Raw genomic sequence first — 26,199 nt, 5'->3', positions numbered from 1 at the left:
GGGCGCGACCCTTTGCCGCAGCCCTTTTTAACGTTTTGCCCCTTTGGGGCATGAGCCCATTAGCGATTTCGAGAGACGGATGAACATCACCACCTTTGCCAAACGCCTTTGCCTGCTTGTTCCGCTGCTGATCGCCCCGGCCGCCTTCGCCGCCGAGCAGATGATGCCGTCGCCGCCGCAACTGGCAGCCAAGTCCTACGTGCTCATGGAAGCCTCCAGCGGCAACATCCTGGTCGAGAACAATGGCGACCAGCGCCTGCCTCCGGCGAGCCTGACCAAGCTGATGACCGCCTACATCGCCACCCTGGAGATCCGTCGCGGCCAGATCGGCGAGAACGACCCGGTGACCGTCAGTGAAAACGCCTGGCGTACCGGCGGTTCGCGGATGTTCATCAAGGTCGGCACCCAGGTCAGCGTCAGCGACCTGCTGCACGGCATCATCATCCAGTCCGGCAACGACGCCAGCGTGGCGATCTCCGAGCACATCGCCGGCAGCGAAGACGCCTTCGCCGACATGATGAACAAGACTGCCACCGACCTGGGCATGAGCAACAGCCACTTCATGAACCCGACCGGCCTGCCGAACCCCGAGCACTACTCCTCGGCGCACGACATGGCCCTGCTGGCCCGCGCGATCATCCACGAAGACCCGGCGCACTACGCGATCTACTCGCAGAAGGAGTTCTTCTGGAACAACATCAAGCAGCCGAACCGCAACCTGCTGCTGTGGCGCGACAAGACCGTCGACGGTCTGAAAACCGGCCACACCGAGGAAGCCGGCTACTGCATGGTGTCCTCCGCCGTACGTGACGGCATGCGCCTGATCGCCGTGGTCTTCGGTACCAACAGCGAGCAGTCCCGCGCTGCCGAGACCCAGAAGCTGCTGACCTACGGCTTCCGCTTCTTCGAAACCCAGACCTTCTACCAGAAGGGCACCGAACTGGCCCAGGCGCCGGTCTGGAAAGGCACCACCAGCCAGGTCAAGGCCGGTCTGGCCGAAGACCTGACCATGACTTTGCCTAAAGGCCAATTGAAGAAACTGGCTGCCAGCATGACCATGAACCCGCAACTGATGGCGCCGATCGCCAAAGGTGACGTGATCGGTAAAGTGGAAGTCAAACTGGATGACAGCGTGGTTCACAGCGCCGATCTGATCGCGCTGGACGCGGTCGAGGAAGGTGGTTTCTTCCGTCGGGTGTGGGATAGCATCCGCCTGTTCTTCTACGGTTTGTTCAACTGATATCGTGACCTGCCACGCCCCTGCCATCCCGCAGGGGCGTTGTTGCTGCCACGGCTTACGAGGCCGTTACTGCCATGAGCGAAGCTGACGTCAAGTCGCCAAAAATCGAGTTTCCCTGCCCGGACTACGCCATCAAGGTGATCGGCGATACCGTGGTCAATTTCAAGGACACCGTGATCGAGATCCTGAGCAAGCATGCCAAGGTCGATCTGAAGACCCTGGCCGAGCGCCAGAGCAGCACCGGCAAGTACACCACGGTGCAACTGCATATCGAAGCCACCAGCGAAGACCAATTGCGCGATATCAACAGCGCCCTGCGCGCGACCGGTTTCGTGCACATGGTGCTGTGATGTCCTCGAGCATCGGCTTTCGCGAGCTCGGGCTGCTGCCGTACGAACCGGTCCTGGAAGCCATGCGTCGCTTCACTGCCGAGCGCAAGCCCGGCCATGGCGACGAGATCTGGCTGGTGGAGCACCCTCCGGTATTCACCCAGGGCCAGGCCGGCAAGGCCGAGCACCTGCTGGTGCCGGGGGACATCCCGGTGGTGCAGACCGACCGCGGCGGCCAGGTGACCTATCATGGCCCCGGCCAGTTGGTCGCCTACCTGCTGCTGGATGTGCGCCGTCTCGGTTTCGGCGTGCGCGACCTGGTCACGCGCATGGAGCATTGCCTGATCGAGCTGCTCGCCAGTTATGGTGTGCAAGCGGCAGCCAAGCCCGATGCGCCGGGCGTTTACGTCGACGGGGCGAAGATCGCCTCCCTCGGCCTGCGAATTCGCAACGGCTGTTCCTTTCATGGCCTGGCCCTGAACGTGGACATGGACCTTGCGCCTTTTCGCCGAATCAACCCCTGCGGGTATGCGGGGCTGGCCATGACCCAGCTGCGCGACCAGGCCGGGCCTATCGAACTCCCCGAGGTAAGGGCAAGGCTGCGCGGACAGCTGGTCAAGCACCTCGATTATGCTGAGCAGACGACCCTTGCGGGCGGAATCGACTGAATATGACTATTGTGCAAGAGCCGGTGCAAAGCACCGCCACCCCGGCCCCCCGGCCGAAGGTTGAAGCCGGTGTGAAGCTGCGTGGCGCCGAAAAGGTTGCGCGCATCCCGGTGAAGATCATTCCTACCGAAGAACTGCCGAAGAAGCCTGACTGGATCCGCGTGCGCATCCCGGTTTCCCCGGAAGTCGACCGGATCAAGCAACTGCTGCGCAAGCACAAGCTGCACAGCGTCTGCGAAGAAGCCTCCTGCCCGAACCTGGGCGAGTGCTTCTCCGGCGGTACCGCGACCTTCATGATCATGGGCGACATCTGCACCCGTCGCTGCCCGTTCTGCGACGTCGGCCACGGCCGTCCGAAGCCCCTGGACGTCGACGAGCCGAAGAACCTGGCGGTGGCCATCGCCGACCTGCGCCTGAAGTACGTGGTGATCACCTCGGTGGACCGCGACGACCTGCGTGACGGCGGTGCCCAGCACTTTGCCGACTGCATCCGCGAGATCCGCGCGCTGTCCCCGGGCGTCCAGCTGGAAACCCTGGTGCCTGACTACCGTGGCCGCATGGACGTGGCCCTGGCCATCACTGCCCAGGAGCCGCCGGATGTGTTCAACCACAACCTGGAAACCGTACCGCGCCTGTACAAGGCCGCGCGTCCGGGTTCGGACTACCAGTGGTCGCTGACCCTGCTGGAGAAGTTCAAGGAGCTGGTACCGCACGTACCGACCAAGTCCGGCCTGATGCTGGGCCTGGGCGAGACCGACGAGGAAGTGATCGAGGTGATGCAGCGCATGCGCGAGCACAACATCGACATGCTGACCCTCGGCCAGTACCTGCAACCATCGCGCAGCCACCTGCCGGTGCAGCGTTTCGTGCACCCGGACACCTTCGCCTGGTTCGCCGAGGAAGGCTACAAGATGGGCTTCAAGAACGTCGCTTCCGGCCCGCTGGTACGTTCCTCGTACCATGCTGACCAGCAGGCGCACGAGGCCAAGATCAAGCTCTGATCGCGCGGCCATGAAAAAGCCCCCGTACCTGTGAAGGTCCGGGGGCTTTTTGTTGTCTGTTCGGGCCTCATCGCTGGCAAGCCAGCTCCCACAGGGACCGCGGTGCACGCAATCCTTGTGGGAGCTGGCTTGCCAGCGATAGGGCCCGGGAGAGCTCAGCGAGTCTTGAGGCTATCCAGCAGCTTATGGGTCGGATATCCATCCGCCGGCCAGCCCCGCTGTTGCTGGGCATTGCGAATCGCCTTGCGGGTATTGGCGCCAATGATCCCGTCTGCATTCCCCGCCTCGTGCCCGCTGGCATTGAGCAGCTCCTGCAGCTCGATCCGCTCGCTGCGGCTCAGCGGCAGGTCATCCTTGGGCCAGGCACCACGAATGAAGCCCGAGCCCTCGAAGCGCTCGCTCAGCAGGCTGACCGCCAGGGCGTAGGCTGACGAGTTGTTGTACTTGAGAATGGCGCGGAAGTTGTCCAGCACCAGGAACGCCGGGCCACGGTAGCCCGCGGGCAACAGCAGGGCAGCGGAAAGTTGTTCGCTGCCGGCCGGGACACGGGCACCCGCCGGCAGTTGCACGCCCAGGCGCAGCCATTCGGCAACGGTCTTGCGCTGCGCGCCATCGGCGATCCAGTAGTCGAAGCCGCTCGGCACGGTGACCTCGAAGCCCCACGGCTCGCCACGCTTCCACCCCGAACTCTGCAGGTAATGGGCAGTGGAGGCGAGGGCGTCGGCTGAGCTGTTCCAGATATCGCGGCGGCCATCGCCATCGAAGTCCACCGCATGCGTGTCGTAGGTGGTGGGAATGAACTGGGTCTGGCCCATCGCGCCGGCCCAGGAGCCACGCATGGCCTCGGGAGCGATGTCGCCGTTCTGCAGGATCTTCAGCGCGGCCAGCAACTGCTCCTGGGCAAACACGGGGCGGCGGCCTTCATAGGCCAGGGTCGCCAGGGAGCGGATCACCGACTTGTTGCCCTGGAACTGGCCGAAGTTGCTTTCCATGCCCCACACCGACACCAGTACGTCCCGTTCAACGCCATAGCGCTGTTCGATACGCCCCAGCAATTCGCTGTTTTGAGCCAGCAGGGCTTTGCCATTGCGCACACGCACCGGCGACAGGGCGCCCTCGAGGTATTCCCAGACTGGCCGGGTAAATTCAGGCTGGCTGCGGTCGGCCTTGATCACATCCATGTCCGGAGTGATGCCGGCGAACACGCGGTCGAACAGGCTGGCCGAGACACCGGCCTGCAGGGCTTGCTGACGGAAGTTGGCCTGCCATTGGGCGAAGGTCTGCTGCGGCAGGATTTCGATATCGGCGGCCGGGGTGGCCTGGGTGAGGACTGGCGCTGGCTGCACCGGCGCGATGGGCAGGGCATCGGCGGCGGTAGGGTGTTCGGCGCAGGCAACGAGCAGGACGAGGCTGGAAGCGGCGCTCAACTGGCGGAATTGCCGACGGCGGGGAAGGCGGAAAGGCATGCACTAATCCAGGTAATACGGGTCAGGTGACGACCATATCATGCCTGCGGTTTTCCTGCCTTTTCATGCAGCCATAAAGGAAGAAGCCTCCCAATCTCTCGATTGGAAGGCTTCGCGGCGGTAGCTGCCTTTGCCCTTTTCCGCTCGTTCCTGACGGCAACGGAACAGGGGCTGGGCGACGATGGATTTGGCCTTGTTGGGCCGGGACTTTGCCGGTTTCTTGCTCATGGCGGGGATCCTGCCTGGGTGGATTCGCGCGCACTATAGGACTGCTGTGCGTCCACTGCAAGACCGTCGGTCCCTCACTCCGCCGGCAACGCCAGGCGCTGGCCGGCCATCAGCAGCGACAGGCGGGTCAGGCTGGTCCATGGCGACCCCTGGGCCTGGCCCTTGATCTGCGCATCGATGCGCTGGGCGTCGAACAGCAACTGGCCCCAGCGTTGTGCCGAATGGCGCTGCAGGGCCTTGCTCATCAGCGGGCGGCGTTTGTCCCACACCGGTGGCTTGGCCTGGCTGAAGGCCTTGTCCAGTGGCACGCCCTGGCTGAATTGCTGGGCCAGGCCGGTCAGCACCCGCAGCTCCCGGGCCAGGGCCCAGAGGATCACCGGTGGCTCGACGCCTTCGCCGCGCAGGCCTTCGAGCATGCGCAGGGCATGGGCCGCTTCGCCATTGAGCACGGCGTCTACCAGGCCGAAGACATCGAAGCGCGCGCTGTCCGCCACGGCACCCTGCACGGTTTCGACGGTGATGGTGTTGCCGTCGGCCAGCAGCTTGAGCTTTTCGATTTCCTGGGCGGCCGCCAGCAGGTTGCCCTCGACCCGCGCCGCGATCAGCTCTACAGCGTCGCGTTGCGCAGAGAGCCCGGCCTGGGCCAGGCGCTGGTTGATCCATTGCGGCAGTTGCTGGGTATCCACGGGCCAGATCTGGATGAACTGGACCTGCTGGCCATCGATCAGCGCCTTGCCCCACTTGGTTTTCTGCGCGCTGCCATCAAGCTTGGGCAGGCTGACCAGCAGCAGGGTGTCGTCAGCGGGGCGCGAGCAATATTCGATCAGCGCTGCGGCGCCTTTATCGCCGGGCTTGCCGGAGGGCAGGCGCAGCTCCAGCACGCGTTTCTGGGCGAACAAGGAAAGGCTGGCACCGGCCTGGAGCAGGGTGCCCCAGTCGAAGTTGGCGTCGGCGCTGAATACCTGGCGCTCGTCGAAGCCCTGCTGGCGTGCGGCCAGGCGAATGGAATCGGCGGCTTCCTGGCACAGCAGCGGATCGTCGCCGCTGACCACGTAGACCGGGGCAAGGGCGCCTTGCAGGTGTTTGTTGAGTTGGGCGGGGGCAAGTTTCATAAAGAAGTCGGGGCGCCGAAGCGCCCCGTCCGCTCTCAGTTGGCCGGAATTTCCAGCGGCGATTGCTGTGGCTGGGCATCCTGGGCACGTTGGGCGGCTTCCAGTGCCGCCGCTTCGGCTTTGGCGCGGTCGTCAGCCTTGGCTTGCAGTTCATCCAGTTGGGCAGGCGTCAGTTGCTGCAGGCGCAGGATCATCCGTTGTACCAGTTCGCGGCGCATTTCCTTGCGAATCTGTCCGGACTCCTGGCCGGAGCCTGTGATGTTGTTGCCGTCATACAGGTAGACCTTCTGCACTTCGAGCTTGTCGCTCAGCAGGACGGTGTTGTTGCGGCCCTGGATGTCGTAGCTCAATTGGGTTTGCAGTTCGTACTCCACCGAGCGGCCGCTGCCGGCATAACTGGCTGCACGCTGGGTTTCGGCCTCGTTGGTCAGAACCAACCTGTACGGTGCGCCGCTATGGACGTTGACGCCGCTGTTCTTCAGAACGTCGCGCAGTTGGGTGACCGTCTCGCCATAAGCGTTGCGCGCGCTGACTTCGAGCTCCTTGATCGCCAGCTCGTTGCTACCGGTACCGCGCAGGTGGAAACCGCAGGCGCTGAGCATTACGGCCAGGCCCATCACCAGCAGATTGCGTTTGATCATCTTGTTGCTCCCTGGAAACCTTTGGGGATATCTGTACGGGCGCCCCGCAAGGCGCCCGATCCTGTCAGTTGGCGACGATGTTGACCAGCTTGCCGGGAACCACGATGACCTTGCGGATGCTCAGGCCTTCGGTGAAGCGCAGCACGTTCTCGTTGCTGCGCGCGGCGGCTTCCACTTCCTCGCGGCTGGCACCGGCCGGCATGTCGATCTGGCCACGGAGCTTGCCGTTGACCTGGATGACCAGCTGGATGCTGTCCTGTACCAGCGCGCTGTCGTCGACGCTCGGCCAGCCGGCATCGATCGCCGCACCCTGGTGACCCAGGCTCTGCCACAGGCCGTGGCTGATGTGCGGGGTGATCGGGGCGAGGATCAGGGTCACGGCTTCCAGGCCTTCCTGGATCAGGGCGCGATCCAGTTCGCTGGCTTGCGAGGCTTTTTCCAGCACGTTCATCAGGGTCATCACCTGGGCGATGGCGGTGTTGAACTTGTGGTGCTGACCGACATCGATGCTGGCCTGACGGATCGCCAGGTGCGTGGCGCGACGTACGGCTTTCTGTGCGTCGTCCAGCGCCGAGAAATCAGCCTTGGCCGGCAAGCCCTGGGCCACATGGGCCTGGGCCAGGCGCCAGACACGGCGCAGGAAGCGGCTCGCACCCTCGACACCGGAGTCGGACCATTCCAGGCTCATGTCGGGCGGCGAGGCGAACATCATGAACAGGCGGCAGGTGTCGGCGCCGTAGGCATCGATCATGGCCTGCGGGTCGACGCCGTTGTTCTTCGACTTGGACATCTTCTCGGTGCCACCGATTTCCACCGGCAGGCCGTCGGTCTTCAGGCGGGCGCCGATGATCTTGGCCTTGGCATCACGCTCGATCTCGACGTCGGCCGGGTTGAACCAGTCCTTGCCGCCGTTGGCCGCGACGCGGTAGTAGGTCTCGGCGACCACCATGCCCTGGGTCAGCAGGTTCTTGAACGGCTCGTTCGAGCTGACCAGGCCTTCGTCACGCATCAGCTTGTGGAAGAAGCGCGCGTAGAGCAGGTGCAGGATGGCGTGTTCGATACCGCCGATGTACTGGTCGACCGGCAGCCAGTGGTTGGCGGCTTTCGGATCCACCAGGCCACCCTCGTAGTTCGGCGAGGCGTAGCGGGCGAAGTACCAGGACGACTCGACGAAGGTGTCCATGGTGTCGGTTTCGCGCTTGGCCGCAGTACCGCATTTCGGGCAGGTGCACTCGTAGAACTCGGGCATCCGCGCCAGTGGCGAACCGGCGCCGTCCGGCACCACGTTCTCCGGCAGGGTGACCGGCAACTGGTCTTCCGGCACCGGCACATCGCCGCAGGACGGGCAGTGGATGATCGGGATCGGGCAGCCCCAGTAGCGCTGGCGGCTGATGCCCCAGTCGCGCAGGCGGAACTGGGTACGGGATTTGCCCAGTTCCTTGCTGATCAGCGCGGCTTCGATGGCGTCGAAGGCGCCGGCGAAGTCCAGGCCGTCGAATTCGCCGGAGTTGATCAGTTGGCCATGCTCGCCGTACGCGGCCTGCCACTCAGTACCGACTTCGTCGCCGGCGCTGGTGCGGACCACGGCCTTGATCGGCAACTGGTACTTGCTGGCGAACTCGAAGTCACGCTCGTCGTGGGCCGGAACGGCCATGACCGCACCGTCGCCGTAGTGCATCAGCACGTAGTTGGCGACCCATACCGGCAGTTTCTCGCCGGTCAGCGGGTGGCGGACCATCAGGGAAGTGGCAACGCCCTTCTTCTCCTGGGTGGCGATGTCGGCTTCGGCCACGCTGCCGCTTTTGCACTCGTCGATGAAGGCTTGCAGCGCCGGGTTGCCCTGGGCGGCCAGGGTGGCCAGCGGGTGCTCGGCGGCAACGGCGACGTAGGTGGCGCCCATCAGGGTGTCCGGACGGGTGGTGAAGACTTTCAGTGCGCCGGACTGGCCGATGCTGGCCTCGTCATAAGGGAACTGCACTTCCATGCCGCGGGACTTGCCGATCCAGTTGCGCTGCATGGTCTTGACCTGCTCGGGCCAGCCCGGCAGCTCGTCGAGGCTTTCCAGCAGCTCGTCGGCGTAGTCGGTGATCTTGAAGTAGTACATCGGGATTTCGCGCTTCTCGATCAGCGCGCCCGAACGCCAGCCACGGCCGTCGATGACCTGCTCGTTGGCCAGCACGGTCTGGTCGGCCGGGTCCCAGTTCACGGTACCGTTCTTGCGGTAGATCACGCCTTTTTCGAACAGGCGGGTGAACAGCCATTGTTCCCAGCGGTAGTAGTCCGGCTTGCAGGTGGTGACCTCGCGGGACCAGTCGATCGCCAGGCCCAGGCTTTTCAGCTGGGCTTTCATGTAGGCGATGTTCTCGTAGGTCCACTTGGCCGGCGCGACGTTGTTCTTCATCGCGGCGTTTTCTGCCGGCATGCCGAAGGCGTCCCAGCCCATCGGCTGCAGGACGTTCTTGCCGAGCATGCGCTGGTAGCGCGCGATCACGTCGCCGATGGTGTAGTTGCGCACGTGGCCCATGTGTAGCTTGCCGCTCGGGTACGGGAACATCGACAGGCAGTAGTAGGTGTCCTTGCCTGGCTGTTCACTGACTTCAAAAGAATTGTGCTCGTCCCAGTAGGACTGGGCGGCGGCTTCGATTTCGCGGGGCTGATAGTGTTCGTGCATGGCTACTTTGCGCTGAGAAATGGGAGACCTTATCCAGGCTGGTCGCTGACCGTTTTCGCCCGGCAATCCGGTGTCAAGAAACGCCGTAGCATACATGACCCCCAATGGTCGTGGGAAACCCTGATTGCATCGCCAGGCGCCGCCGCGGGCCGTTGGTCGCGGCGTCCGGCCGGTTTCCCGGGTGACGCTAAGCTCATTCGTGGGGGAGATGAATTTTATCTTCAATGAGGTGAACGGATGGGAGAGTCGCAGCAACATGCACCGAAACCGGAAGTCTACGAACGCCTGATCGACCGCCTGGGACTGGCCCTGGACACGGCCCGCACCTCGCTGCGATTGCGCGATGAAATGCCCGCCGAGCTTGAGTTGCGCGGCCTCAGCCGTGCCGAGTTCGACGTCATCAAGGCCTGGCTGGAAGCCGCTCCGGCGCGGGGCCAGAAGATTTCCGTCGCTTTACCCCCGGTAGAAACGCCCACCCCGGGCCGGGTCATCTGGCTCAAGGACCGGAAACGTTCCGCCACAGCACTCAAGTCCAGAACGCTGAACTGCAAATAATCGTTCGGGATATCAACGGCGCAGGATGGAGTGCGCCACGCGGGATTCTCGTCTCTGACCGGCGCCTGGTTTTGCCAGGCGCCGTTTTTCATTAGGCTTGCGGCACTTTCAGGGAGATGCCCAATGCCGCTTCGCTTTTTCATCAAGCAATGGTTGATGCCGCCAGGTGTGCTGCTGCTTTTGCTGCTCGTGGCCTGGTGGTTGCGCACATCGTGGCCGCGCACGGCGCGCTTGTGCTTTATCGGCGGGCTGGGCGGGTTGTGGCTGATGAGCCTGCCGGTGGTGATGCAGCATCTGGCCGGACGAATCGAGACCGTGCCGCCCCTGGCGGTGAGCGAGTGGGCGGGGTTGGCCGGGCGGGCAGATGCGATCGTTGTCCTGGGGGCGGGGCGTGAGCGCGGTGATCCGGCCTGGGGCGGGCAGGACCAGCCGACCGGCGTGGTCCTGGAGCGCATGCGCTATGCGGCGCAGTTGGCCAAGGCTTCGGGGCTGCCGCTATTGACGAGCGGTGGTCTGCACTACGGCTCGCCGCCGAGCGAGGCGCGGTTGATGGCGGACTCGTTGCAGCGCGATTTCGGAGTGCCAGTGCGTTGGCTGGAAGAGGAGAGCCGCACCACCTGGGAAAACGCCGAACTGAGCGCGGCGATCCTTCTGCCACAAGGCGTCAGGCGGGTGGTGGTGGTGACCCAGGCCTGGCATATGCAGCGCTCGGTGTGGAGTTTCCAGCGGGCCGGCTTCGAAGTGGTGGGGGCGCCGGTGGGGTTCATGGGCATCGACAACGGACGGCCGTTCGGCGGCTGGGTGCCGGATAGCAAGGCGGTGTGGCAGAACGGCCAGCTGTTCAATGAGGTGGCCGGGTTGATCGGTTATCGGCTTTTCTATTGAGCTGTAGCTGAGGGCCTCATCGCTGGCAACGCCAGCTCCCACAGGTTTCTGCGGTGTACGCGATACCTGTGGGAGCCGGCGTTGCCGGCGATGAGGCCATTAGCAACACTCCAAATCAGACGGTCTTGGCGATCCGGCTGGTAACCAGCGCCCAGCCCAGCAGCAAGGTGCACAGGATGATCAGCGGCCACGAACGCCATTGCAGATACGGCGTCAACTGCTGCATCGGCACCACGTCACCATAGAGAATCCCCCGCTCGAACTGCGGGATCTGCGCCGTCACCCGGCCAAACGGGTCGATCAACCCGGTCACCCCGTTGTTGGTCGCGCGGATCATCCAGCGTCCGGCCTCCAGCGCACGCATCTGTGCCATCTGCAGGTGCTGCAGCGGGCCGATGGACTTGCCGAACCAGGTGTCGTTGCTGATGGTCAGCAGAATGTCGCTGCGCGCCGCCAGGCTGGCGGCCAGCTCCGGATAGACCACTTCGTAGCAGATGAACGGTGCCAACTGGTAGCCCTTGGCCTGCAGCAGCGCCTGGTCGGCCGGGCCGCGGGCGAAGTCGGACATCGGCAGGTCGAAGAACTCGATCACGCCGCGTAGCAGGTCCTGCAGCGGTACGTATTCGCCGAACGGCACCAGTTTCTGCTTGAGGTAGGTACCGTCGCCTTCACCCATGGCGGTGATGCCGTTGAAGTAACGGCGTTGCCCATGCTCGAACAGACGTACCGGTACCCCGGTGATCAGCGCCGAATGCCGGTCGCCGGCAAAGCCGCTCATCATGTCCAGGTAGCCCTGGACGCTGTCCTTGAACACCGGCACTGCGGTTTCCGGCCAGACGATCAGGTCCGCCGGCTTGCTGGTGAAGCTCATGTCGCGGTACAGCTCCAGTTGATGACGCAACTGGTCCGGTTCCCACTTCAGGCTTTGTTCGATATTGCCCTGGATTGCCGCGACCCGCAGCGGCTCGCCGGACGGCACGGTCCAGGCGTGGCCTTTCAGTGCGAGGCCGACGGCCCATGGACCGATCAGCAGCGCGATGCCGGCAGCCAGGAATGCCTTGCGCTGGCGCAGGCGATGCAGGTTGCACAGCAGCGCAGCGGTCAGGGCCAGGGTGAAGGAGATCAGCCACATGCCACCCAGCGGCGCAAGGCCGGCCAGGGGGCCGTCGAGCTGGCTGTAGCCAGCGTAGAGCCAGGGGAACCCGGTGAGGAACCAGCCACGGAAGGCTTCCTGGCCCAGCCACAAGGCGGCAAAGCCGAGGGCGTCAGCCAGCGGTGCTTCGTTGCGCCGCAGCCAGCGCGCCCAGACCCAGGCGGGCAGGGCGAAGAACCAGGCGATGGCGGCGAAGAAGGCCAGCATCAAGCCACCGGCCAGCAACGCCGAGGCGCCGCCGTAGTCGTGGATGCTGACGTAGATCCACCAGGTGCCGGCGGCGAACAGGCCGAAGCCGTAGTGCCAGCCGCGCCAGAGTGCCTGGCGCGGGCTCAGCTCGCGCAGGCCGAGGTAGAACAGGCCCAGGGCGACCAGGGCCAGAGGCCAGAGGTCGAACGGGGCCAGGGCCGGAGTGGTCAGGGCGCCGGCCGCCACGGCCAGCAGGTTACCGGGCCAGCCGGGGCGGGTGATCCAGCGCATGGTTGTCCTTAACGGGTGACGGGTGTCAGGCGCAGCAAGTGTATCCGGCGGCTGTCGGCGTTGAGGATACGGAAGCGGTAAGGCCCGATTTCAGTGGTTTCATTGCGCTTGGGCAGGTGCCCGAAGGCGCTCATGACCAGGCCGCCAACGGTGTCGAACTCGTCGTCGGAGAACTCGCTGTCGAAGAACTCGTTGAAGTTCTCGATCGGCGTCAGTGCCTTGACCAGGAAGTCACCGCTGGGCAGCGGCTTGATGTAGCTGTCTTCCTCGACGTCGTGCTCGTCCTCGATATCGCCGACGATCTGCTCCAGCACGTCCTCGATGGTCACCAGCCCCGCCACGCCGCCGTATTCGTCGATGACGATGGCCATGTGGTTGTGGTTGGCGCGGAATTCGCGCAGCAGCACGTTGAGGCGCTTGGACTCGGGCACGAAGGTGGCCGGGCGGAGCAGGTCCTTGATATTGAAGCTGTCGCCGTTCTCCTTGAGGATCAACGGCAACAGGTCCTTGGCCAGCAGCACGCCGAGGACATCGTCATGGCTTTCGCCGATCACCGGATAGCGCGAGTGCGCGGCGTCGATGATCGCCGGCAGGAACTCCCGCGGCGACTGCGAGGCCTTGATGCTGATCATCTGCGAGCGCGGCACCATGATGTCGCGGACCTGCAGGTCGGCGACCTGGATGGCGCCTTCGACGATGGTCAGGGCTTCGCTGTCGAGCAGCTTGTTCTGGTGGGCTTCGCGCAGCAGCTCAAGGAGCTCCTGGCGGTTTTTCGGCTCATGGGCAAAAGCCTGGGTCAGCTTGCCAAGCCATGACTTCTGCCCGTTGCTCGATCGATCTTCGCTCATGGCGGTTACTCGTGATCCTTGCTGTTTTCAGTGTGTGGGGTGTCGTCTTCGTCGTCGGCGTAAGGGTCCGGATGACCCAGTTCGGCAAGCAACGTTCGTTCCAGCGCTTCCATTTCCTCGGCCTCATCGTCGTCGATGTGGTCGTAGCCCAGCAGGTGCAGGCAGCCGTGGATGACCAGGTGCGCCCAGTGGGCCTCGAGGGATTTGCCTTGCTCGGCGGCCTCGCGCTCGACCACCGCGACGCAGATCACCAGATCGCCCAGCAGCGGGATATCGAGCATGTCGTCAGGTACGTCGGCGGGGAAGGACAGGACGTTGGTGGCGTAGTCCTTGTGCCGGTAGGTGTGATTCAGCTCGCGGCCTTCGGCTTCATCCACCAGACGGATGGTCATTTCCGAATCCGCCGTGCGCTGGCGCAGGGCCAGTTCGCACCAGCGGCGGAACAGGGCTTCGTCGGGCGCGGCCGCTTCGGTCGCGATCTGCAGGTCCAGTTCAAGCATTGCGTGGGTTGCCTTCGGCCTGCTGGTCGTCGAAACGCTCGTAGGCTTCGACGATGCGCTGTACCAGTGGATGGCGCACCACGTCCTTCGGCTGGAAGTGGGTGAAGCTGATGCCCGGCACGTCCTTGAGCACCTGGATGACATGGGCCAGGCCGGACTTGGTGCCACGCGGCAGGTCGACCTGGGTGATGTCGCCGGTGATCACGGCGGTGGAGCCGAAACCGATGCGGGTCAGGAACATCTTCATCTGCTCGACCGTGGTGTTCTGGCTTTCGTCGAGGATGATGAAGCTGTTGTTCAGGGTGCGGCCGCGCATGTAGGCCAGCGGGGCGATCTCGATTACCTGGCGCTCGATCAGCTTGGCCACGTGTTCGAAGCCGAGCATTTCATACAGTGCGTCGTACAGCGGGCGCAGGTACGGGTCGATCTTCTGCGCCAGGTCGCCGGGCAGGAAGCCGAGCTTTTCGCCCGCCTCGACCGCCGGGCGCACCAGCAGGATGCGCCGCACTTGCTCGCGCTCCAGCGCATCCACGGCGCAGGCCACGGCCAGGTAGGTCTTGCCGGTACCGGCGGGGCCGATGCCGAAGTTGATGTCGTTGTTGAGGACTTCCTTGACGTAGCGCTGCTGGTTGAGGCCGCGCGGACGAATGACGCCCTTGCGCGTGCGCAGCGATACGCTGACTTCGTTGACCGCCGGGTTTTCCAGCGCTTCGACGGAGGATTCCTGCAGGTAGAGATGGACCATTTCCGGCGACAGCTCGGTGGCCTTGGTCTCGCGATAGAGACGGCGCAGCAACTGCTCGGCGGTGGAGGTGACCCGGGGCTCGCCGATCAGTTCGAACTGGTTGCCGCGGTTGCGGATCTCGATGGCCAGGCGTTGCTCGATCAGGCGCAGGTGCTCGTCGAACTGGCCGCACAGATTGGCGAAACGGTGAGCTTCGAAAGGCTCGAGCATGAAACGATGGGGTTCGATGGGTGCGTTCAAGGTTGTTTTAAGCCGCCCTTGGGCAAGGAATATGGTTTCAAGAATAACCTCGACTGCCTGGCCGCGAAAGCGCTGAAACGATCAATGGGGTGCCAGGGCGCGAATGGCGGGGCAGGCTGTCGATCCGCCCGGGCATTGTCGCAGTGGAAGTTGACGATTCGGTTATGCCGTCAAGGCAAGCAACTGCCAGCCGGCCAAGGCCCCTGTGCTATGATTCGCGACCTTTTTGACTGCCATTCTCCCTGCCGAACATGACCAAGCGCGAAGCCCCCATCTACAAAGTGATCTTCCTCAACCAGGGCCAGGTGTTCGAGATGTACGCCAAGCAGATCTACCAGAGCGATCTGTGGGGCTTCCTGGAAATCGAGGAGTTCGTTTTCGGCGAGCGCACCCAGGTGGTGGTCGATCCAAGCGAAGAAAAGCTCAAGGCGCAGTTCGAAGGGGTGACCCGCAGCTTCGTGCCGATGCATTCCATCGTGCGCATCGACGAGGTGGAGCGCCTGGGCACGCCGAAGATCAGCGAGGCCAAGGGCACGGGCAATGTCATGCCATTCCCGATGCCGATACCGGAAAGATAAGCAGGCTCAGGGAAGCGGCGAGAAGGGCGTGCGTCCGTCGGCGGACTGCAGCTCCAGCAGGTATTTGCGGAAGATCTGGCCCAGCACCTGGGTGGCGTTTTCCAGCTCGTCGCGCTGCATCCGCGCCGACACTTCGTCGGCCTCGTCCAGCGCATCCTCGGCGCCGTTGACCGCCGCCATCTTCAGCAGGATATAGGCCTGCACGTTGTTGGCCGCCACGCCTTCGCCGCGGGCGAACATCATCCCCAGCTTGTATTGCGCATCGGCATGGCCCTGCAGCGAGGCCTGTTCGAAGTAGCTCAGCGCCTGGTTCAGATCGCGGGGAGTGTTCTTGCCATCGAAATAGAACGCGCCCAGCTCGTATTGCGCCTGCGCATCACCGGACTGCGCGACCTGCTTGCAGCGGTTCACGGCGTCGGCGAGTTCTTCGGGGGACGTGTTGAGGGTGCAGCGGCCCGTGGTGGGGATCAGCAACGAGTTACCGCCTGCCGCAATGGCCAGCAGGGGCTGAAGTAGCAACAGGCAGCCCAGGGCGAGGGCGCGGCCGGCGCGGTTCATGGTGATCGACTTACCTCTGCAAAGCTGCGGCCAAAGTGTGTCTGGTGGCACATTATGGGTTAAGCAGCGCCCACCTTACAAAGTCTTTACCAGAATTTCTGCCAATGAGGCGCAATTCCGTCATAAGGCTGTGGGGCTTTCTTACAAAACAGGGGCGAAAGGCTTACCTGCCTGACGCCCCTGCCTTTTTCCCGAACGCCTTATTTCAGGGCGGCAAATGCCCGCTCGGCGGCATCCAGGGTGATCTTCAGCTCGGTCTCGCCGTGGGCGATCGAGGTGAAGCCGGCTTCGAAGGCACTTGGCGCCAGGTACACGCCGCCTTCCAGCATCAGGTGGAAGAAGCGCTTGAAGCGCTCGACTTCGCTGCCCATCACGTCATCGAAGGTCACGATATCGTCGGCACCGGTGAAGTACAGGCCGAACATGCCACCGGCTTGCGTGGTGACGAACGGTACGCCCGCCGCATCGGCGCGCTGTTGCAGGCCATCCAGCAGGCGGCTGGTGAAGGCGCTCAGTTCGTCGTGGAAGCCCGGGCGGCTGATCAGCTTCAGGGTGGTCAGGCCGGCGGCCATGGCCAGCGGGTTGCCGGACAGGGTGCCGGCCTGGTAGACCGGGCCCAGCGGGGCGATCTGCTCCATGATGTGGCGCTTGCCGCCGAAGCAGCCGACCGGCATGCCGCCGCCGACGATCTTGCCGAAGGTCGACAGGTCCGGGGTCACGCCGTAGTGCGCCTGGGCGCCGCCGAGGGCGACGCGGAAACCGGTCATCACTTCGTCGAAGATCAGCACCACGCCGTGCTGGTCGCACAGGCTGCGCAGGCCTTCGAGGAAGCCCGGCGCCGGCGGGACGCAGTTCATGTTGCCGGCCACCGGCTCGACGATGATGCAGGCCACGTCCTTGCCGACATTGCCGAGCATCTCGGCGACCGCGTCGATGTCGTTGAACGGCAGGGTCAGGGTGTGCTTGGCGAAGTCCGCCGGCACGCCGGCAGAGCTCGGTACGCCCTGGGTCAGCAGGCCGGAGCCGGCTTTCACCAGCAGGCTGTCGGAGTGGCCGTGGTAGCAGCCTTCGAACTTGATGATGCTGTCGCGACCGGTGAAGCCACGGGCCAGGCGGATGGCGCTCATGGTCGCCTCGGTGCCGGAGCTGACCATGCGCACCATTTCCATCGACGGCACCAGCGAGCAGACCAGGTCGGCCATCTCGGTTTCCATGGCGGTCGGAGCGCCGTAGGACAGGCCGTGGGCCAGTTGCTTGCGCACCGATTCCAGCACGTCCGGGTGGCTGTGGCCGAGGATCATCGGGCCCCAGGAGCCGACGTAGTCGACATAGCGCTTGTCATCTTCGTCGGTGACGTAGGCACCTTCGGCATGCTTGAAGAACAGCGGGGTGCCGCCGACGCTGCGGAAGGCGCGGACCGGCGAGTTCACACCGCCGGGAATGTGTTTCTGGGCGCTGGCGAACAGGCTTTCGGAACGGGACATGGGAGTTCCTCGTAAATCAGAGACTGGAGAAAAGGGCGTTGAAGGCACGGGCGCGGCGTGTCACTTCTTGCGTGCTGTCGGCACCGAACAACCCGTGGATCACCGCCAGCAGGTCGGCACCGTGCTCGACCAGCGGCGTGGCGTTGTCCAGGGTGATGCCGCCGATCACCGCCACCGGCAGCTTGACCCGCGCCTTGGCCTGGCCGATCAGGGCGAGGTCGCAGGCGGGGGCACCGGGTTTGGTCAGCGAATTGAAGAAGCGTCCGAAGGCGACATAGCTGGCGCCTTCCTGGCTGGCCTGCTCGGCCAGCTCTAGTTGTGCGTGACAGGTGGAGCCGATGATCGCGTCCTTGCCCAGCAAGGTGCGCGCCGGGGTCAGCGGACCGTCGGTCTGCCCCAGGTGCAGGCCGACGCCCAGGCGTGCGGCCAGTTCGGCGTCGTCGTTGATGATCAGGCGGGTCTTGTAGCGCTCGCACAGATCGCGCAGGGCCTCGGCCTCGCGCAGGCGCTGGGCCTGGTTGTCGCTCTTGTCGCGGTACTGCAGCAGGGTCACCCCGCCTTCCAGCGCGGCTTCGATATAAGGAAGAAAACGTCCGGCCAGCAGTTGGCTGTCGGTGATCGCATACAGACCGCGTAGCTTCATTACAGGCGCCTCACAGCGAAAAACCTGCTTCAGGAGCAGAAATCCAGGGGCAGGCGACGGGGCACGTATTGGCCCTTGCCCAGTTGTTCGGCGTCGCGCAGGGTCCGCCAGGTGTAGTCGAGAGCGCTGCGCACGGCGCTGTGCAATTGCTCGCCGAGGGCCAGGCGACCGGCCAGGGCGCTGGCCAGGGTGCAGCCGGAACCATGGTAGCTGCCCGGCAGGCGCTGACAGGTCCAGGTATGACGCTGGCCGTCGCGGCTGTACAGGCGGTTGTGGATCTCGGTCTCGTCGCCGTGGCCGCCGGTGATCAGCAGGTGCTCGACATACGGCAGCAGCTTCTCTGCGCATTCATCGGCGCTGCCTTCCGGCAGTTCGGCGAGGATACGCGCTTCCGGCAGGTTCGGCGTGGCGATGGTAGCCAGCGGCAGCAGGCGTTCGCGCATGGCGTAGCCGACCTCGTCCTTGCCCAGGCGACCGCCACCACCGGCGCGCAGCACCGGGTCGCAGACCATCGGCAGGTGCGGGTGGGCCGACAGCAGTTCAACCACGGTATCGACCATTTCCAGCGAACCGAGCATGCCCAGCTTGACCGCCGCGACGTCGGAGTCGGCGAGGACGATATTGGCCTGGGCCAGTACCCATTCGCGGTCGAGCACGCGGAAGTCCTGGACATTGACGGTATCCTGCACGGTCAGGGCGGTCACGGCGGGAGCGGCGTGACAGCCTTGCGCGATCAGGGCTTCGATATCTGCCTGCAGGCCGGCGCCGCCACTGGGGTCGTGGCCGGAGAGACAGAGGACAACGGGGCGGGAGCTGTAGATAGTCATAGGTGCGCGAGCTTACCACCAAACGCTTTTGCCGGGATGGCCGTCGCTTGGGAGTTTTCTGATCGATTGGTCAAGAATTGTTCTTGTATGTGCTGAAAGTGCCGTTCCAGAGCCGTCAAAGGCATATTAGCCTCGCCGGCGGTGGTGCGAAGCCGCTATGCTAGAGTGCTTTGAAAATGACATCAGGCTCTGCCGGATCTCGTCGTCTCACAAGGACTGGGGCATCACGACGCGACCGTACAGGCCACGCTGGGGCTGTATGCGCTATCTGCTGATCGTTCTGCTGGGCTGGCTGCCCTTGCTGGCCGGGGCCGTCGACTTCGACGACTCGACCCGAAACCTGCCACTGGGCCGCTTCATGCAGGTCTTCGAGGACGCTGACGGCAGCGCCTCCATCGAACAGGTCAGTTCGCCGGCCTTCGCCGCTTCCTTCAAACCCCATCATGCCGATGTGCTCAACGCCGGGTATTCGACCTCCGCGTTCTGGCTCAAGGTCGACCTGCGCTACATCGCCATGCCCAAGGCCGCGCCACGTACCTGGCTGCTGGAACTGGCCTATCCGCCGCTGGATCATCTCGAACTCTATCTGCCCGATGCGGCGGGCCACTACCGCCTGGTCCAGCGCACTGGCGATGCCTTGCCCTACGCCAGTCGACAGATCGAGCAGGCCAGTTATGTTTTCGAACTGCCGATGGCGCCGGACCAGGAGCTGACCGCCTACCTGCGCCTGCAGAGCGAAGGCTCGGTGCAGGCGCCGCTGAGCCTGTGGTCGACCCAGGCCTATATCGAAGCGTTGCCGGCGAAGATCTATGTGCTCGGGCTGATCTACGGCGTGCTGCTGGGGATGCTGGTCTACAACCTGTTCATTTATGTCAGCGTCCGCGATATCAGTTACCTGTGGTACATCCTCTATATCGCTTCGTTCGGTCTCTACCAGCTCTCGGTCAACGGCGCTGCAGTGGCCTATTTCTGGCCCGATAGCCCGTGGTGGGCGAATGCCTCGACACCGCTGTTCATCGGTGCGGCGGGACTGTTCGGTTGCCAGTTCGCCCGCAGCTTCCTGCGCCTGGCCAGCCATGGCCGGGCCTTCGACCGGCTTCTGCAAGGGCTGGTGCTGTGTTCGGCGCTGGTGATGCTGATGTCGCTGGCCTCCAGCTACGGCCTGGCCCTGCGCCTCGCGACCCTGCTGGCCCTGGCTTTCACCCTGTGCATCTTCGCCGCCGGGCTGTTCGCCTGGTGGCGCGGGCTGCGGGTGGCGCGCTACTTCATCATCGCCTGGTCGGCGTTTTTGCTCGGTGGCCTGGTCAACACGCTGATGGTCCTCGGCCATCTGCCCAATGTGTTCCTGACCATGTACGCCAGCCAGATCGGCGCGGCGCTGGAGGTCTGCCTGCTGTCCCTGGCCCTGGCCGACCGGATCAACGCCATGCGCGAGGACAAGGCTGCGGTCCTGCGCGAAACGGGGCAGAAGCTGGAATTGCTCAACCGCCAACTGGCCCACAGCAACCAGCTCAAGGACCAGTTCCTTGCTACCGTCACCCACGAGCTGCGCACGCCGATGAACGGCGTGATCGGTTCGCTGGAGCTGATGCAGACCCAACCGATGGGCGCCGAGCTGGGTCAATACCAGCACACCGCCAGTATCGCGGCGCAGAACATGCTGCGCATGATCGATGACATCCTCATCCTCAGCGAGCTCCAGGCCGGTCATCTGCAGGCCCGGGTCGAGTCGTTCAGCCTGCGCGGACTGGTCCAGGAACTGCGCACGCGTTTTATCTCGCCAGCCATGGACAAGGACCTGCTGCTGCACCTGGACGTCGCCGACGACCTGGCCGACCGCCTGCTTGGCGACCGCCACAAGCTGGCCCTGTGCCTGAGCTACCTGCTGGACAACGCCATCAAGTTCACCCACCGCGGCGGGGTCAACCTGCAGGTGCGCGGCACGCTCAGCCAGCACTTGCTGGCCCTGACCTTCACCGTGCGCGACAGCGGGATCGGCTTCGTCGCCCTCGACGATTCCTTGCTGTACCAGCGTTTCTTCCAGGTCGATGGCTCGATGAGCCGGGAGTACGGCGGTCTCGGCATCGGCCTGTCGATCTGCCGCAAGCTCGCCGAACTGATGGGCGCGCGCCTGAGCCACAACTCGGTGCCGGGCCAGGGCAGCAGCTTCGAGCTGAGCATCGCCCTGACCGTGGCGGTGCCGCTGGCGCATGGGTAGGTACACATCGTTTCTGAATAGTGGTGGCTGCGAGGTGCTTGTCAGAGAACCGCGTTATGGCCACTAGGCGCATGCCGGTAGATCTTCAGCGCCCTCAAGATCGAGCGCCGCCCGCGCGGCGCATCGCTGGCAAGCCAGCTCCCACATTTGTTGCAACGCGCCATGGCCTGTGAGATCTCCGCTGCCAGCCTTTGGCGGCTCGGCGATACATAGTGGGGAGGCTGTTGAGCTCGACGCGACATAGCGTCGTACAAACAAGGCGGTCAACTATGGCCTCACAGGCATAGGTACGTTGCAACAAATGTGGGAGCTGGCTTGCCAGCGATGCGCCGCGCGGGCGGCGCTCGATCTCAAGAGCGCTAGAGAAGTCGTGGCAAGCACCTGTCAGCCCTGACGCGATCTACTGCCGGGGCTTCTCAGTTCAAAAGGTGTGTAGATACCCATACCGCTGGACGGCGGATATATCGCGCCGCGTTAGGCGTTTTTGTCACTTTGTGCCGGGTTCGAGGCGTGATTCACTGGGTTTTTCAGATACGTCCTATCAGGAGCCCCGGATGAACCTGCATCAGTACGCTGAAACCCATGACGTCACCAACCAGCCGCCGTCCCTCGATGGCGCCAACCTCTACCGTCTCGACTTGCCGCTGCAGGAATGGGGTCGCAGGTACGGGGCCGGTTGGGCCGAGCCGCGGATCGATGCCTACGGGGCCCTGGCCGGTGGACCGCTGATGGAGGCGGGCTTCCTTGCCAACCAGAACAAGCCGCAGTTCGCCAGCCATGACCGCTTCGGTCACCGTATCGACCTGGTGGAATTCCACCCGGCCTATCACCAACTGATGCGCACGGCCATCGAGCACGGCCTGCCGTCGCTGCCCTGGACCGACCCCCGTGACGGCGCCCATGTCGCCCGGGCCTGCATGACCTACCTGCACAGCCAGGCCGAAGCCGGCAGCGGCTGCCCGTTGACCATGACCTTCGCCGCCGTACCTGCGCTGAAGCTGCAACCCGAACTGGCGGAATACTGGCTGCCCAAGGTCCTCGCCACCGAATACGACCCGCGCAATGTCGGCGACCGGCACAAGGCCGGGGTGACCATCGGCATGGCCATGACCGAGAAGCAGGGCGGCACCGATGTCCGTGCCAACACAACCCGGGCTTATCCCGTGGGCGCGCCTGGTCCGGGCCAGGCCTATGAACTGGTCGGCCACAAGTGGTTCTGCTCGGCGCCGATGTGCGACGCCTTCCTCACCCTGGCCCAGACCGACAAGGGCCTGAGTTGTTTCCTCCTGCCGCGCCACCGCCCGAACGATGAGCGCAACCAGTTCTATATCCAGCGCCTGAAGAACAAGCTCGGCAACTGGTCCAACGCCTCCAGCGAAGTGGAGTTCCGGGGCGCCCTGGCCTGGATGATCGGCGAGGAGGGGCGCGGGGTGCCGACCATCATCGAGATGGTCGCCATGACCCGTTTCGACTGCATGGTCGGCTCCAGTGCCCTGATGCGCCAGGCCCTGACCCAGGCCGCGCACCACTGCGCTCACCGCCAGGTTGGCGGCCGGGTGCTGGCAGACCAGCCGCTGATGCAGAACGTCATCGCCGACCTGGCCCTGGAAAGCGAGGCGGCGCTGGCCCTGAGCCTGCGCATGGGCCAGGCCCTGGACCATCTCGACGACCCGCAGCAGGCGCATTTCTCGCGACTGGTGACGGCGGTGGGCAAGTACTGGATCTGCAAGCGCGCTCCGGCCATGATCAACGAGTCCGCCGAATGCATGGGCGGCGCAGGTTATGTCGAGGACAGCATCCTGCCGCGGCTCTACCGCGAAGCGCCGGTCAACTCCACCTGGGAAGGCTCTGGCAACGTGCAGTGCCTCGACGTGCTGCGTGCCCTGTCCAAGGAACCGGGCGTGCTCGACAGCCTGTTCATCGAACTGGGCGATGGCCATGGCGACCGCCGGCTGGCGGCCCATATCGCCAATCTCAAGACTGCATTCACCGATACCAGTGATATCCAGTACCGCGCCCGCCAGCTCACCGAGGACATCGCCGTCGGCCTGCAGGCCAAGCTGTTGCTGGAGGCGGGCAATGCCACGGTCAGCGACGCCTTTATCGCCAGCCGCCTGGGCCAGGGCGGGAGGGTCTACGGCACCTTGCCGCGGGGCATCGACGTCGCCGCCCTGGTCCAGCGCTCGACGCCGAACTGGCCGCAATGAACGTGCGTGCCTTTGCAACAGGATGTAGGCAAGATGGAAACCTGCATGTCAGACAGGAAGTAACCCGTGAGCCGTTTTGATGAAGCCTTCGTTGTCGTAGAAACCGCCGAGCAAGCCGTCGATCGTCTGGCGTCCCTGCACCAGACTGCCACCGAGGCCCTGAGCCAGGCGCTCAAGCGCTACCTGAAGGACCGCACCGAGCCGGACGCCGACGAGCGTTCGCTGTTCCGCTACCCCGAGCTGCGCCTGACCTACCACTGCCATGGTGAAGTGCCCGCGACCACCCGGGCCTACGCCAAGGTCCAGCTGCCGGGCACCTACAGCGTCACCGTGACCCACCCGGCGGCCTTCCGAGGCTACCTGCTGGAGCAGTTGCGGCCGTTGATGAAGGACTTCACCGTCAAGGTCGAAGTCGGTGTCAGCGAGCAGAACATTCCTTACCCCTACGTGGTCGAGCAGGGCGATGAACTGGCCGGCACCGGCATCACCGCTGCCGCGCTGGCGCGGGTTTTCCCCAGCACCGACCTGTCCGCCGCCACCGACGGCATCGCCGACGGCCTGTACGACTGGGGCCGCGCCGAAACCCTGCCGCTGGCGCTGTTCGACGCTGCGCGGGTGGATTTCTCCCTGCGTCGCATCGTCCATTACACCGGCAGCGACTGGCGCCATGTGCAGCCGTGGATCCTGCTGACCAACTACCACCGCTATGTCGACCAGTTCATCAGCCATGGCCTGGAGCGCCTGCGTGACGACCCGCGTTTCGTGCGCATGGTCCTGCCGGGCAACGTGATCATCGAAAAGGCCATGGACAACGGCGAGGCCCAGGCCCTGGTCGCCGGGGTGGTCTGGCACCGCTACCAGATGCCGGCCTACCACCTGATCGCCGCCGATGGCGACGGCATCACCCTGGTCAATATCGGCGTCGGTCCGTCCAACGCCAAGAACATCACCGACCACCTGGCGGTGCTGCGTCCGCACTGCTGGCTGATGATCGGCCACTGCGGCGGCCTGCGGCAGTCGCAGACCATCGGCGACTACGTGCTGGCCCACGCCTATATGCGCCGTGACGGCATTCTGGACCGCGTGGTGCCGCCGAACATCCCGATCCCGGCCCTGGCCGAAGTCCAGCTGGCGCTGCAGGAAGCGGCGGCGCAGGTCACCGGCGAGCGTGGCGACGAGCTGAAAAAGCGCCTGCGCACCGGCACCGTGCTGACCTACGACGACCGCAACTGGGAACTGCGCTGGGCCGAGGAACGACCGCTGATCAACCTGTCCCGCGCCGTGGCGGTGGACATGGAAAGCGGCACCATCGCCGCCCAGGGTTATCGCCTGCGGGTGCCGTACGGCACGCTGCTGTGCGTCTCGGACAAACCGCTGCACAGCGAGATCAAGTTGCCGGGGGCGGCCAACGCCTTCTACAACCGTGCGGTCAGCCAGCATTTGAAGATCGGCATCGCCGCCCTCGACCTGCTGCGCACCGAACTCAACTCGCTGCACTCGCGTAAACTGCGCAGTTTCGACGAGCCGCCGTTCCGCTGAGGTTTCATGCCGCTACCCCCACGCCACACGCCGCGCCGCCCCGCGGCCAAACCCGCCGGTCCGCGACGCCCGCCCAAGGCGCCGCCGGCCGAGCCGCGGTTGATCCTGTTCAACAAGCCCTTCGACGTGCTGACCCAGTTCAGCGACGGCGAGGGGCGGGCGACCCTCAAGGATTTCATCGCGGTGCCCGGTGTCTATCCCGCCGGACGCCTCGACCGCGACAGCGAGGGCCTGCTGCTGCTGACCAACGATGGCCAGTTGCAGGCGCGCATCGCCGACCCGAAGCACAAGCTGCCGAAGACCTATTGGGTGCAGGTGGAAGGTGAGCCGACGGCAGAGCAGATCCAGCGCCTGCGTGATGGCGTCGAGCTGAACGACGGCCCGACCCTCCCGGCCCAGGCCCGTCAGTTGGATGAGCCGCAACTCTGGCCGCGCAATCCGCCGGTGCGCTTTCGCAAGAGCGTGCCGACCAGCTGGCTGGAGCTGATCATCAAGGAGGGCCGCAACCGCCAGGTGCGTCGGATGACGGCGGCGGTGGGTCTGCCGACCCTGCGCCTGGTGCGGGTCAGGATCGGCGACTGGACGCTGGACGGGCTCGAGCCTGGCCAGTGGAAGGAAGTGCCCGCGAAGCGTTGAGGCTTACTGGTTGAGCTCGATCCAGGTGATCACCACGCTCTTGATGATGAAGGCAAGGATGCCCAGCCCGAGCACGAAGAACAGGATGAAGGTGCCGAACTTGCCGGCCTTGGACTTCTTCGCCAGGTCATAGACGATGAAGCCCATGAAACCAATCAGGACGGTGACGAGGATGGTCATCATCCACTCTTCGAACAACACAGGATCCATCGATTCTCTCCGGCAGCGTGAAGCGCCGGATTATACGCCTATCGCAGGTGGGTCAATGGCAGCTCGGTGGAGGCCAAAACCTGATTCAGGACAAAACTCGAGCGAACACTGGTGACACCCTCGATGCGGGTCAGGTGGCCGAGCAGCAGTTTCTGGTAGTGATCCATGTCCGGCACCACCACCTTGAGCTGGTAGTCGGCGTCCATCCCGGTCACCAGGCTGCATTCCAGCACCTGGGGCAGGTTGCGGATCGCCGCCTCGAAGGTCTCGAAGCGCTCGGGGGTGTGCCGGTCCATGCCGATCAGCACGTAGGCGGTCAGGCTCAGGCCAAGCTTCTTGCGGTCGAGCAGGGCGACCTGGCGGGAGATGAAGCCGTCGTCTTCCAGTTGCTTGACCCGCCGCGAGCAGGGCGATGGCGACAACCCGATGCGCTCGGCCAGTTCCTGGTTGGAGATGCGCGCATCGCGCTGCAATTCGGCGAGGATGCTCAGGTCGTAGCGGTCCAGCTTGCTCATAGATCAGGCCTTTTATGGATGG

Annotated in this window: 26 protein-coding genes; 11 read left to right on the top strand and 15 right to left on the bottom strand. The window is 64.4% G+C overall.

Annotated features, from left to right (window positions below; all coding sequences use genetic code 11):
• The first annotated feature begins 79 nt into the window (after positions 1 to 79).
• From PSEMO_RS06070 to lipA, 4 genes are all read left to right on the top strand, one after another.
• Complete coding sequence (locus PSEMO_RS06070) at positions 80 to 1,240, top strand: D-alanyl-D-alanine carboxypeptidase family protein (RefSeq protein WP_075802244.1); 1,161 nt, start codon at positions 80 to 82, stop codon at positions 1,238 to 1,240.
• 74 nt (positions 1,241 to 1,314) lie between these two features.
• Positions 1,315 to 1,590 carry a DUF493 domain-containing protein gene (locus PSEMO_RS06065; RefSeq protein WP_075802243.1) on the top strand — a complete coding sequence of 92 codons (276 nt, stop codon included), beginning with the start codon at positions 1,315 to 1,317 and terminating at the stop codon, positions 1,588 to 1,590.
• The gene (gene lipB / locus PSEMO_RS06060) at positions 1,590 to 2,237 is read left to right on the top strand and encodes a lipoyl(octanoyl) transferase LipB (protein WP_075802242.1); all 648 of its coding nucleotides are present in this window, start codon (positions 1,590 to 1,592) and stop codon (positions 2,235 to 2,237) included. The genes PSEMO_RS06065 and lipB overlap by 1 nt, the downstream gene beginning before the upstream one ends.
• A gap of 2 nt (positions 2,238 to 2,239) precedes the next feature.
• Positions 2,240 to 3,238 carry a lipoyl synthase gene (lipA, locus tag PSEMO_RS06055; RefSeq protein WP_075802241.1) on the top strand — a complete coding sequence of 333 codons (999 nt, stop codon included), beginning with the start codon at positions 2,240 to 2,242 and terminating at the stop codon, positions 3,236 to 3,238.
• A gap of 155 nt (positions 3,239 to 3,393) precedes the next feature.
• Here the strand turns inward: lipA and PSEMO_RS06050 are convergent, their stop codons facing one another.
• The 5 genes from PSEMO_RS06050 to leuS all read right to left on the bottom strand — a co-directional run bounded on the left by PSEMO_RS06050 (position 3,394) and on the right by leuS (position 9,356).
• Positions 3,394 to 4,704 (bottom strand): lytic murein transglycosylase, encoded by a 1,311-nt coding sequence (locus tag PSEMO_RS06050; protein ID WP_075802240.1) that lies wholly within the window; start codon positions 4,702 to 4,704, stop codon positions 3,394 to 3,396.
• Between the two features lie 63 nt (positions 4,705 to 4,767).
• On the bottom strand, positions 4,768 to 4,932 hold the full coding sequence (gene arfA, locus PSEMO_RS06045; RefSeq protein ID WP_075802239.1) for an alternative ribosome rescue factor ArfA: 165 nt from the start codon (positions 4,930 to 4,932) through the stop codon (positions 4,768 to 4,770).
• A 74-nt stretch (positions 4,933 to 5,006) separates the two neighbouring features.
• A complete protein-coding gene (gene holA, locus PSEMO_RS06040) occupies positions 5,007 to 6,044 on the bottom strand; it encodes a DNA polymerase III subunit delta (protein WP_075802238.1) in 1,038 nt (345 codons plus the stop codon).
• A 35-nt stretch (positions 6,045 to 6,079) separates the two neighbouring features.
• Entirely contained in the window at positions 6,080 to 6,685 is a 606-nt protein-coding gene (locus PSEMO_RS06035) for an LPS-assembly lipoprotein LptE (RefSeq protein ID WP_075802237.1), read from the bottom strand.
• A gap of 64 nt (positions 6,686 to 6,749) precedes the next feature.
• Complete coding sequence (gene leuS / locus PSEMO_RS06030; protein WP_075802236.1) at positions 6,750 to 9,356, bottom strand: leucine--tRNA ligase; 2,607 nt, start codon at positions 9,354 to 9,356, stop codon at positions 6,750 to 6,752.
• A 237-nt stretch (positions 9,357 to 9,593) separates the two neighbouring features.
• On the opposite strand from leuS, the gene PSEMO_RS06025 reads away from it, so the two are divergent.
• Both PSEMO_RS06025 and PSEMO_RS06020 read left to right on the top strand, forming a co-directional pair.
• Entirely contained in the window at positions 9,594 to 9,911 is a 318-nt protein-coding gene (locus tag PSEMO_RS06025; RefSeq protein WP_075802235.1) for a hypothetical protein, read from the top strand.
• A 123-nt stretch (positions 9,912 to 10,034) separates the two neighbouring features.
• A complete protein-coding gene (locus tag PSEMO_RS06020; RefSeq protein ID WP_075802234.1) occupies positions 10,035 to 10,796 on the top strand; it encodes a YdcF family protein in 762 nt (253 codons plus the stop codon).
• A 115-nt stretch (positions 10,797 to 10,911) separates the two neighbouring features.
• Here the strand turns inward: PSEMO_RS06020 and lnt are convergent, their stop codons facing one another.
• From lnt to PSEMO_RS06000, 4 genes are read right to left on the bottom strand one after another with little or no spacing between them, the layout of a single operon-like run.
• The gene (gene lnt / locus PSEMO_RS06015; protein ID WP_075802233.1) at positions 10,912 to 12,429 is read right to left on the bottom strand and encodes an apolipoprotein N-acyltransferase; all 1,518 of its coding nucleotides are present in this window, start codon (positions 12,427 to 12,429) and stop codon (positions 10,912 to 10,914) included.
• Between the two features lie 8 nt (positions 12,430 to 12,437).
• Positions 12,438 to 13,277 (bottom strand): HlyC/CorC family transporter, encoded by an 840-nt coding sequence (locus PSEMO_RS06010; protein ID WP_075802232.1) that lies wholly within the window; start codon positions 13,275 to 13,277, stop codon positions 12,438 to 12,440.
• A gap of 5 nt (positions 13,278 to 13,282) precedes the next feature.
• Complete coding sequence (gene ybeY, locus PSEMO_RS06005; protein ID WP_075802231.1) at positions 13,283 to 13,777, bottom strand: rRNA maturation RNase YbeY; 495 nt, start codon at positions 13,775 to 13,777, stop codon at positions 13,283 to 13,285.
• Positions 13,770 to 14,762, bottom strand: coding sequence for a PhoH family protein (locus PSEMO_RS06000; RefSeq protein WP_075802230.1), 993 nt, complete (start codon positions 14,760 to 14,762; stop codon positions 13,770 to 13,772). Before PSEMO_RS06000 ends, ybeY begins: the two co-directional genes overlap by 8 nt.
• A 251-nt stretch (positions 14,763 to 15,013) precedes the next feature.
• On the opposite strand from PSEMO_RS06000, the gene PSEMO_RS05995 reads away from it, so the two are divergent.
• Complete coding sequence (locus tag PSEMO_RS05995; RefSeq protein ID WP_075802229.1) at positions 15,014 to 15,340, top strand: DUF1820 family protein; 327 nt, start codon at positions 15,014 to 15,016, stop codon at positions 15,338 to 15,340.
• 6 nt (positions 15,341 to 15,346) lie between these two features.
• On the opposite strand, the gene PSEMO_RS05990 is transcribed toward PSEMO_RS05995, so the two are convergent.
• The 4 genes from PSEMO_RS05990 to PSEMO_RS05975 all read right to left on the bottom strand — a co-directional run bounded on the left by PSEMO_RS05990 (position 15,347) and on the right by PSEMO_RS05975 (position 18,852).
• Positions 15,347 to 15,898 carry a tetratricopeptide repeat protein gene (locus PSEMO_RS05990; protein WP_075802228.1) on the bottom strand — a complete coding sequence of 184 codons (552 nt, stop codon included), beginning with the start codon at positions 15,896 to 15,898 and terminating at the stop codon, positions 15,347 to 15,349.
• Positions 15,899 to 16,098: 200 nt separating this feature from the next.
• On the bottom strand, positions 16,099 to 17,382 hold the full coding sequence (hemL, locus tag PSEMO_RS05985; protein WP_075802227.1) for a glutamate-1-semialdehyde 2,1-aminomutase: 1,284 nt from the start codon (positions 17,380 to 17,382) through the stop codon (positions 16,099 to 16,101).
• A gap of 16 nt (positions 17,383 to 17,398) precedes the next feature.
• Complete coding sequence (gene thiE / locus PSEMO_RS05980; protein ID WP_075802226.1) at positions 17,399 to 18,025, bottom strand: thiamine phosphate synthase; 627 nt, start codon at positions 18,023 to 18,025, stop codon at positions 17,399 to 17,401.
• A gap of 29 nt (positions 18,026 to 18,054) precedes the next feature.
• Positions 18,055 to 18,852 carry a hydroxymethylpyrimidine/phosphomethylpyrimidine kinase gene (locus PSEMO_RS05975; RefSeq protein WP_075802225.1) on the bottom strand — a complete coding sequence of 266 codons (798 nt, stop codon included), beginning with the start codon at positions 18,850 to 18,852 and terminating at the stop codon, positions 18,055 to 18,057.
• A gap of 259 nt (positions 18,853 to 19,111) precedes the next feature.
• On the opposite strand from PSEMO_RS05975, the gene PSEMO_RS05970 reads away from it, so the two are divergent.
• From PSEMO_RS05970 to PSEMO_RS05955, 4 genes are all read left to right on the top strand, one after another.
• Positions 19,112 to 21,070: a sensor histidine kinase gene (locus PSEMO_RS05970; RefSeq protein WP_075802224.1), complete on the top strand. Its 1,959-nt coding sequence runs from the start codon at positions 19,112 to 19,114 to the stop codon at positions 21,068 to 21,070.
• A 554-nt stretch (positions 21,071 to 21,624) separates the two neighbouring features.
• Positions 21,625 to 23,277 (top strand): acyl-CoA dehydrogenase family protein, encoded by a 1,653-nt coding sequence (locus PSEMO_RS05965; RefSeq protein WP_075802223.1) that lies wholly within the window; start codon positions 21,625 to 21,627, stop codon positions 23,275 to 23,277.
• Between the two features lie 66 nt (positions 23,278 to 23,343).
• Positions 23,344 to 24,816 (top strand): AMP nucleosidase, encoded by a 1,473-nt coding sequence (amn, locus tag PSEMO_RS05960; protein ID WP_075802222.1) that lies wholly within the window; start codon positions 23,344 to 23,346, stop codon positions 24,814 to 24,816.
• A gap of 6 nt (positions 24,817 to 24,822) precedes the next feature.
• Positions 24,823 to 25,452 carry an rRNA large subunit pseudouridine synthase E gene (locus PSEMO_RS05955; RefSeq protein WP_075802221.1) on the top strand — a complete coding sequence of 210 codons (630 nt, stop codon included), beginning with the start codon at positions 24,823 to 24,825 and terminating at the stop codon, positions 25,450 to 25,452.
• Positions 25,453 to 25,455: 3 nt separating this feature from the next.
• Here PSEMO_RS05955 and PSEMO_RS05950 read toward each other — a convergent pair whose 3' ends face one another.
• Both PSEMO_RS05950 and PSEMO_RS05945 read right to left on the bottom strand, forming a co-directional pair.
• Positions 25,456 to 25,662 carry a DUF2788 domain-containing protein gene (locus PSEMO_RS05950; RefSeq protein WP_075802220.1) on the bottom strand — a complete coding sequence of 69 codons (207 nt, stop codon included), beginning with the start codon at positions 25,660 to 25,662 and terminating at the stop codon, positions 25,456 to 25,458.
• Between the two features lie 38 nt (positions 25,663 to 25,700).
• The gene (locus PSEMO_RS05945) at positions 25,701 to 26,177 is read right to left on the bottom strand and encodes an Lrp/AsnC family transcriptional regulator (RefSeq protein ID WP_009394930.1); all 477 of its coding nucleotides are present in this window, start codon (positions 26,175 to 26,177) and stop codon (positions 25,701 to 25,703) included.
• Positions 26,178 to 26,199 lie beyond the last annotated feature (22 nt).

The sequence above is a fragment of the Pseudomonas putida genome, from assembly GCF_001941965.1.
In the GTDB taxonomy this organism is placed as follows: Bacteria; Pseudomonadota; Gammaproteobacteria; order Pseudomonadales; family Pseudomonadaceae; genus Aquipseudomonas; species Aquipseudomonas putida_L.
The sequence above is the reverse complement of the archived record's forward strand: the minus strand, read 5'-3'. Positions and strand labels throughout refer to the sequence as shown.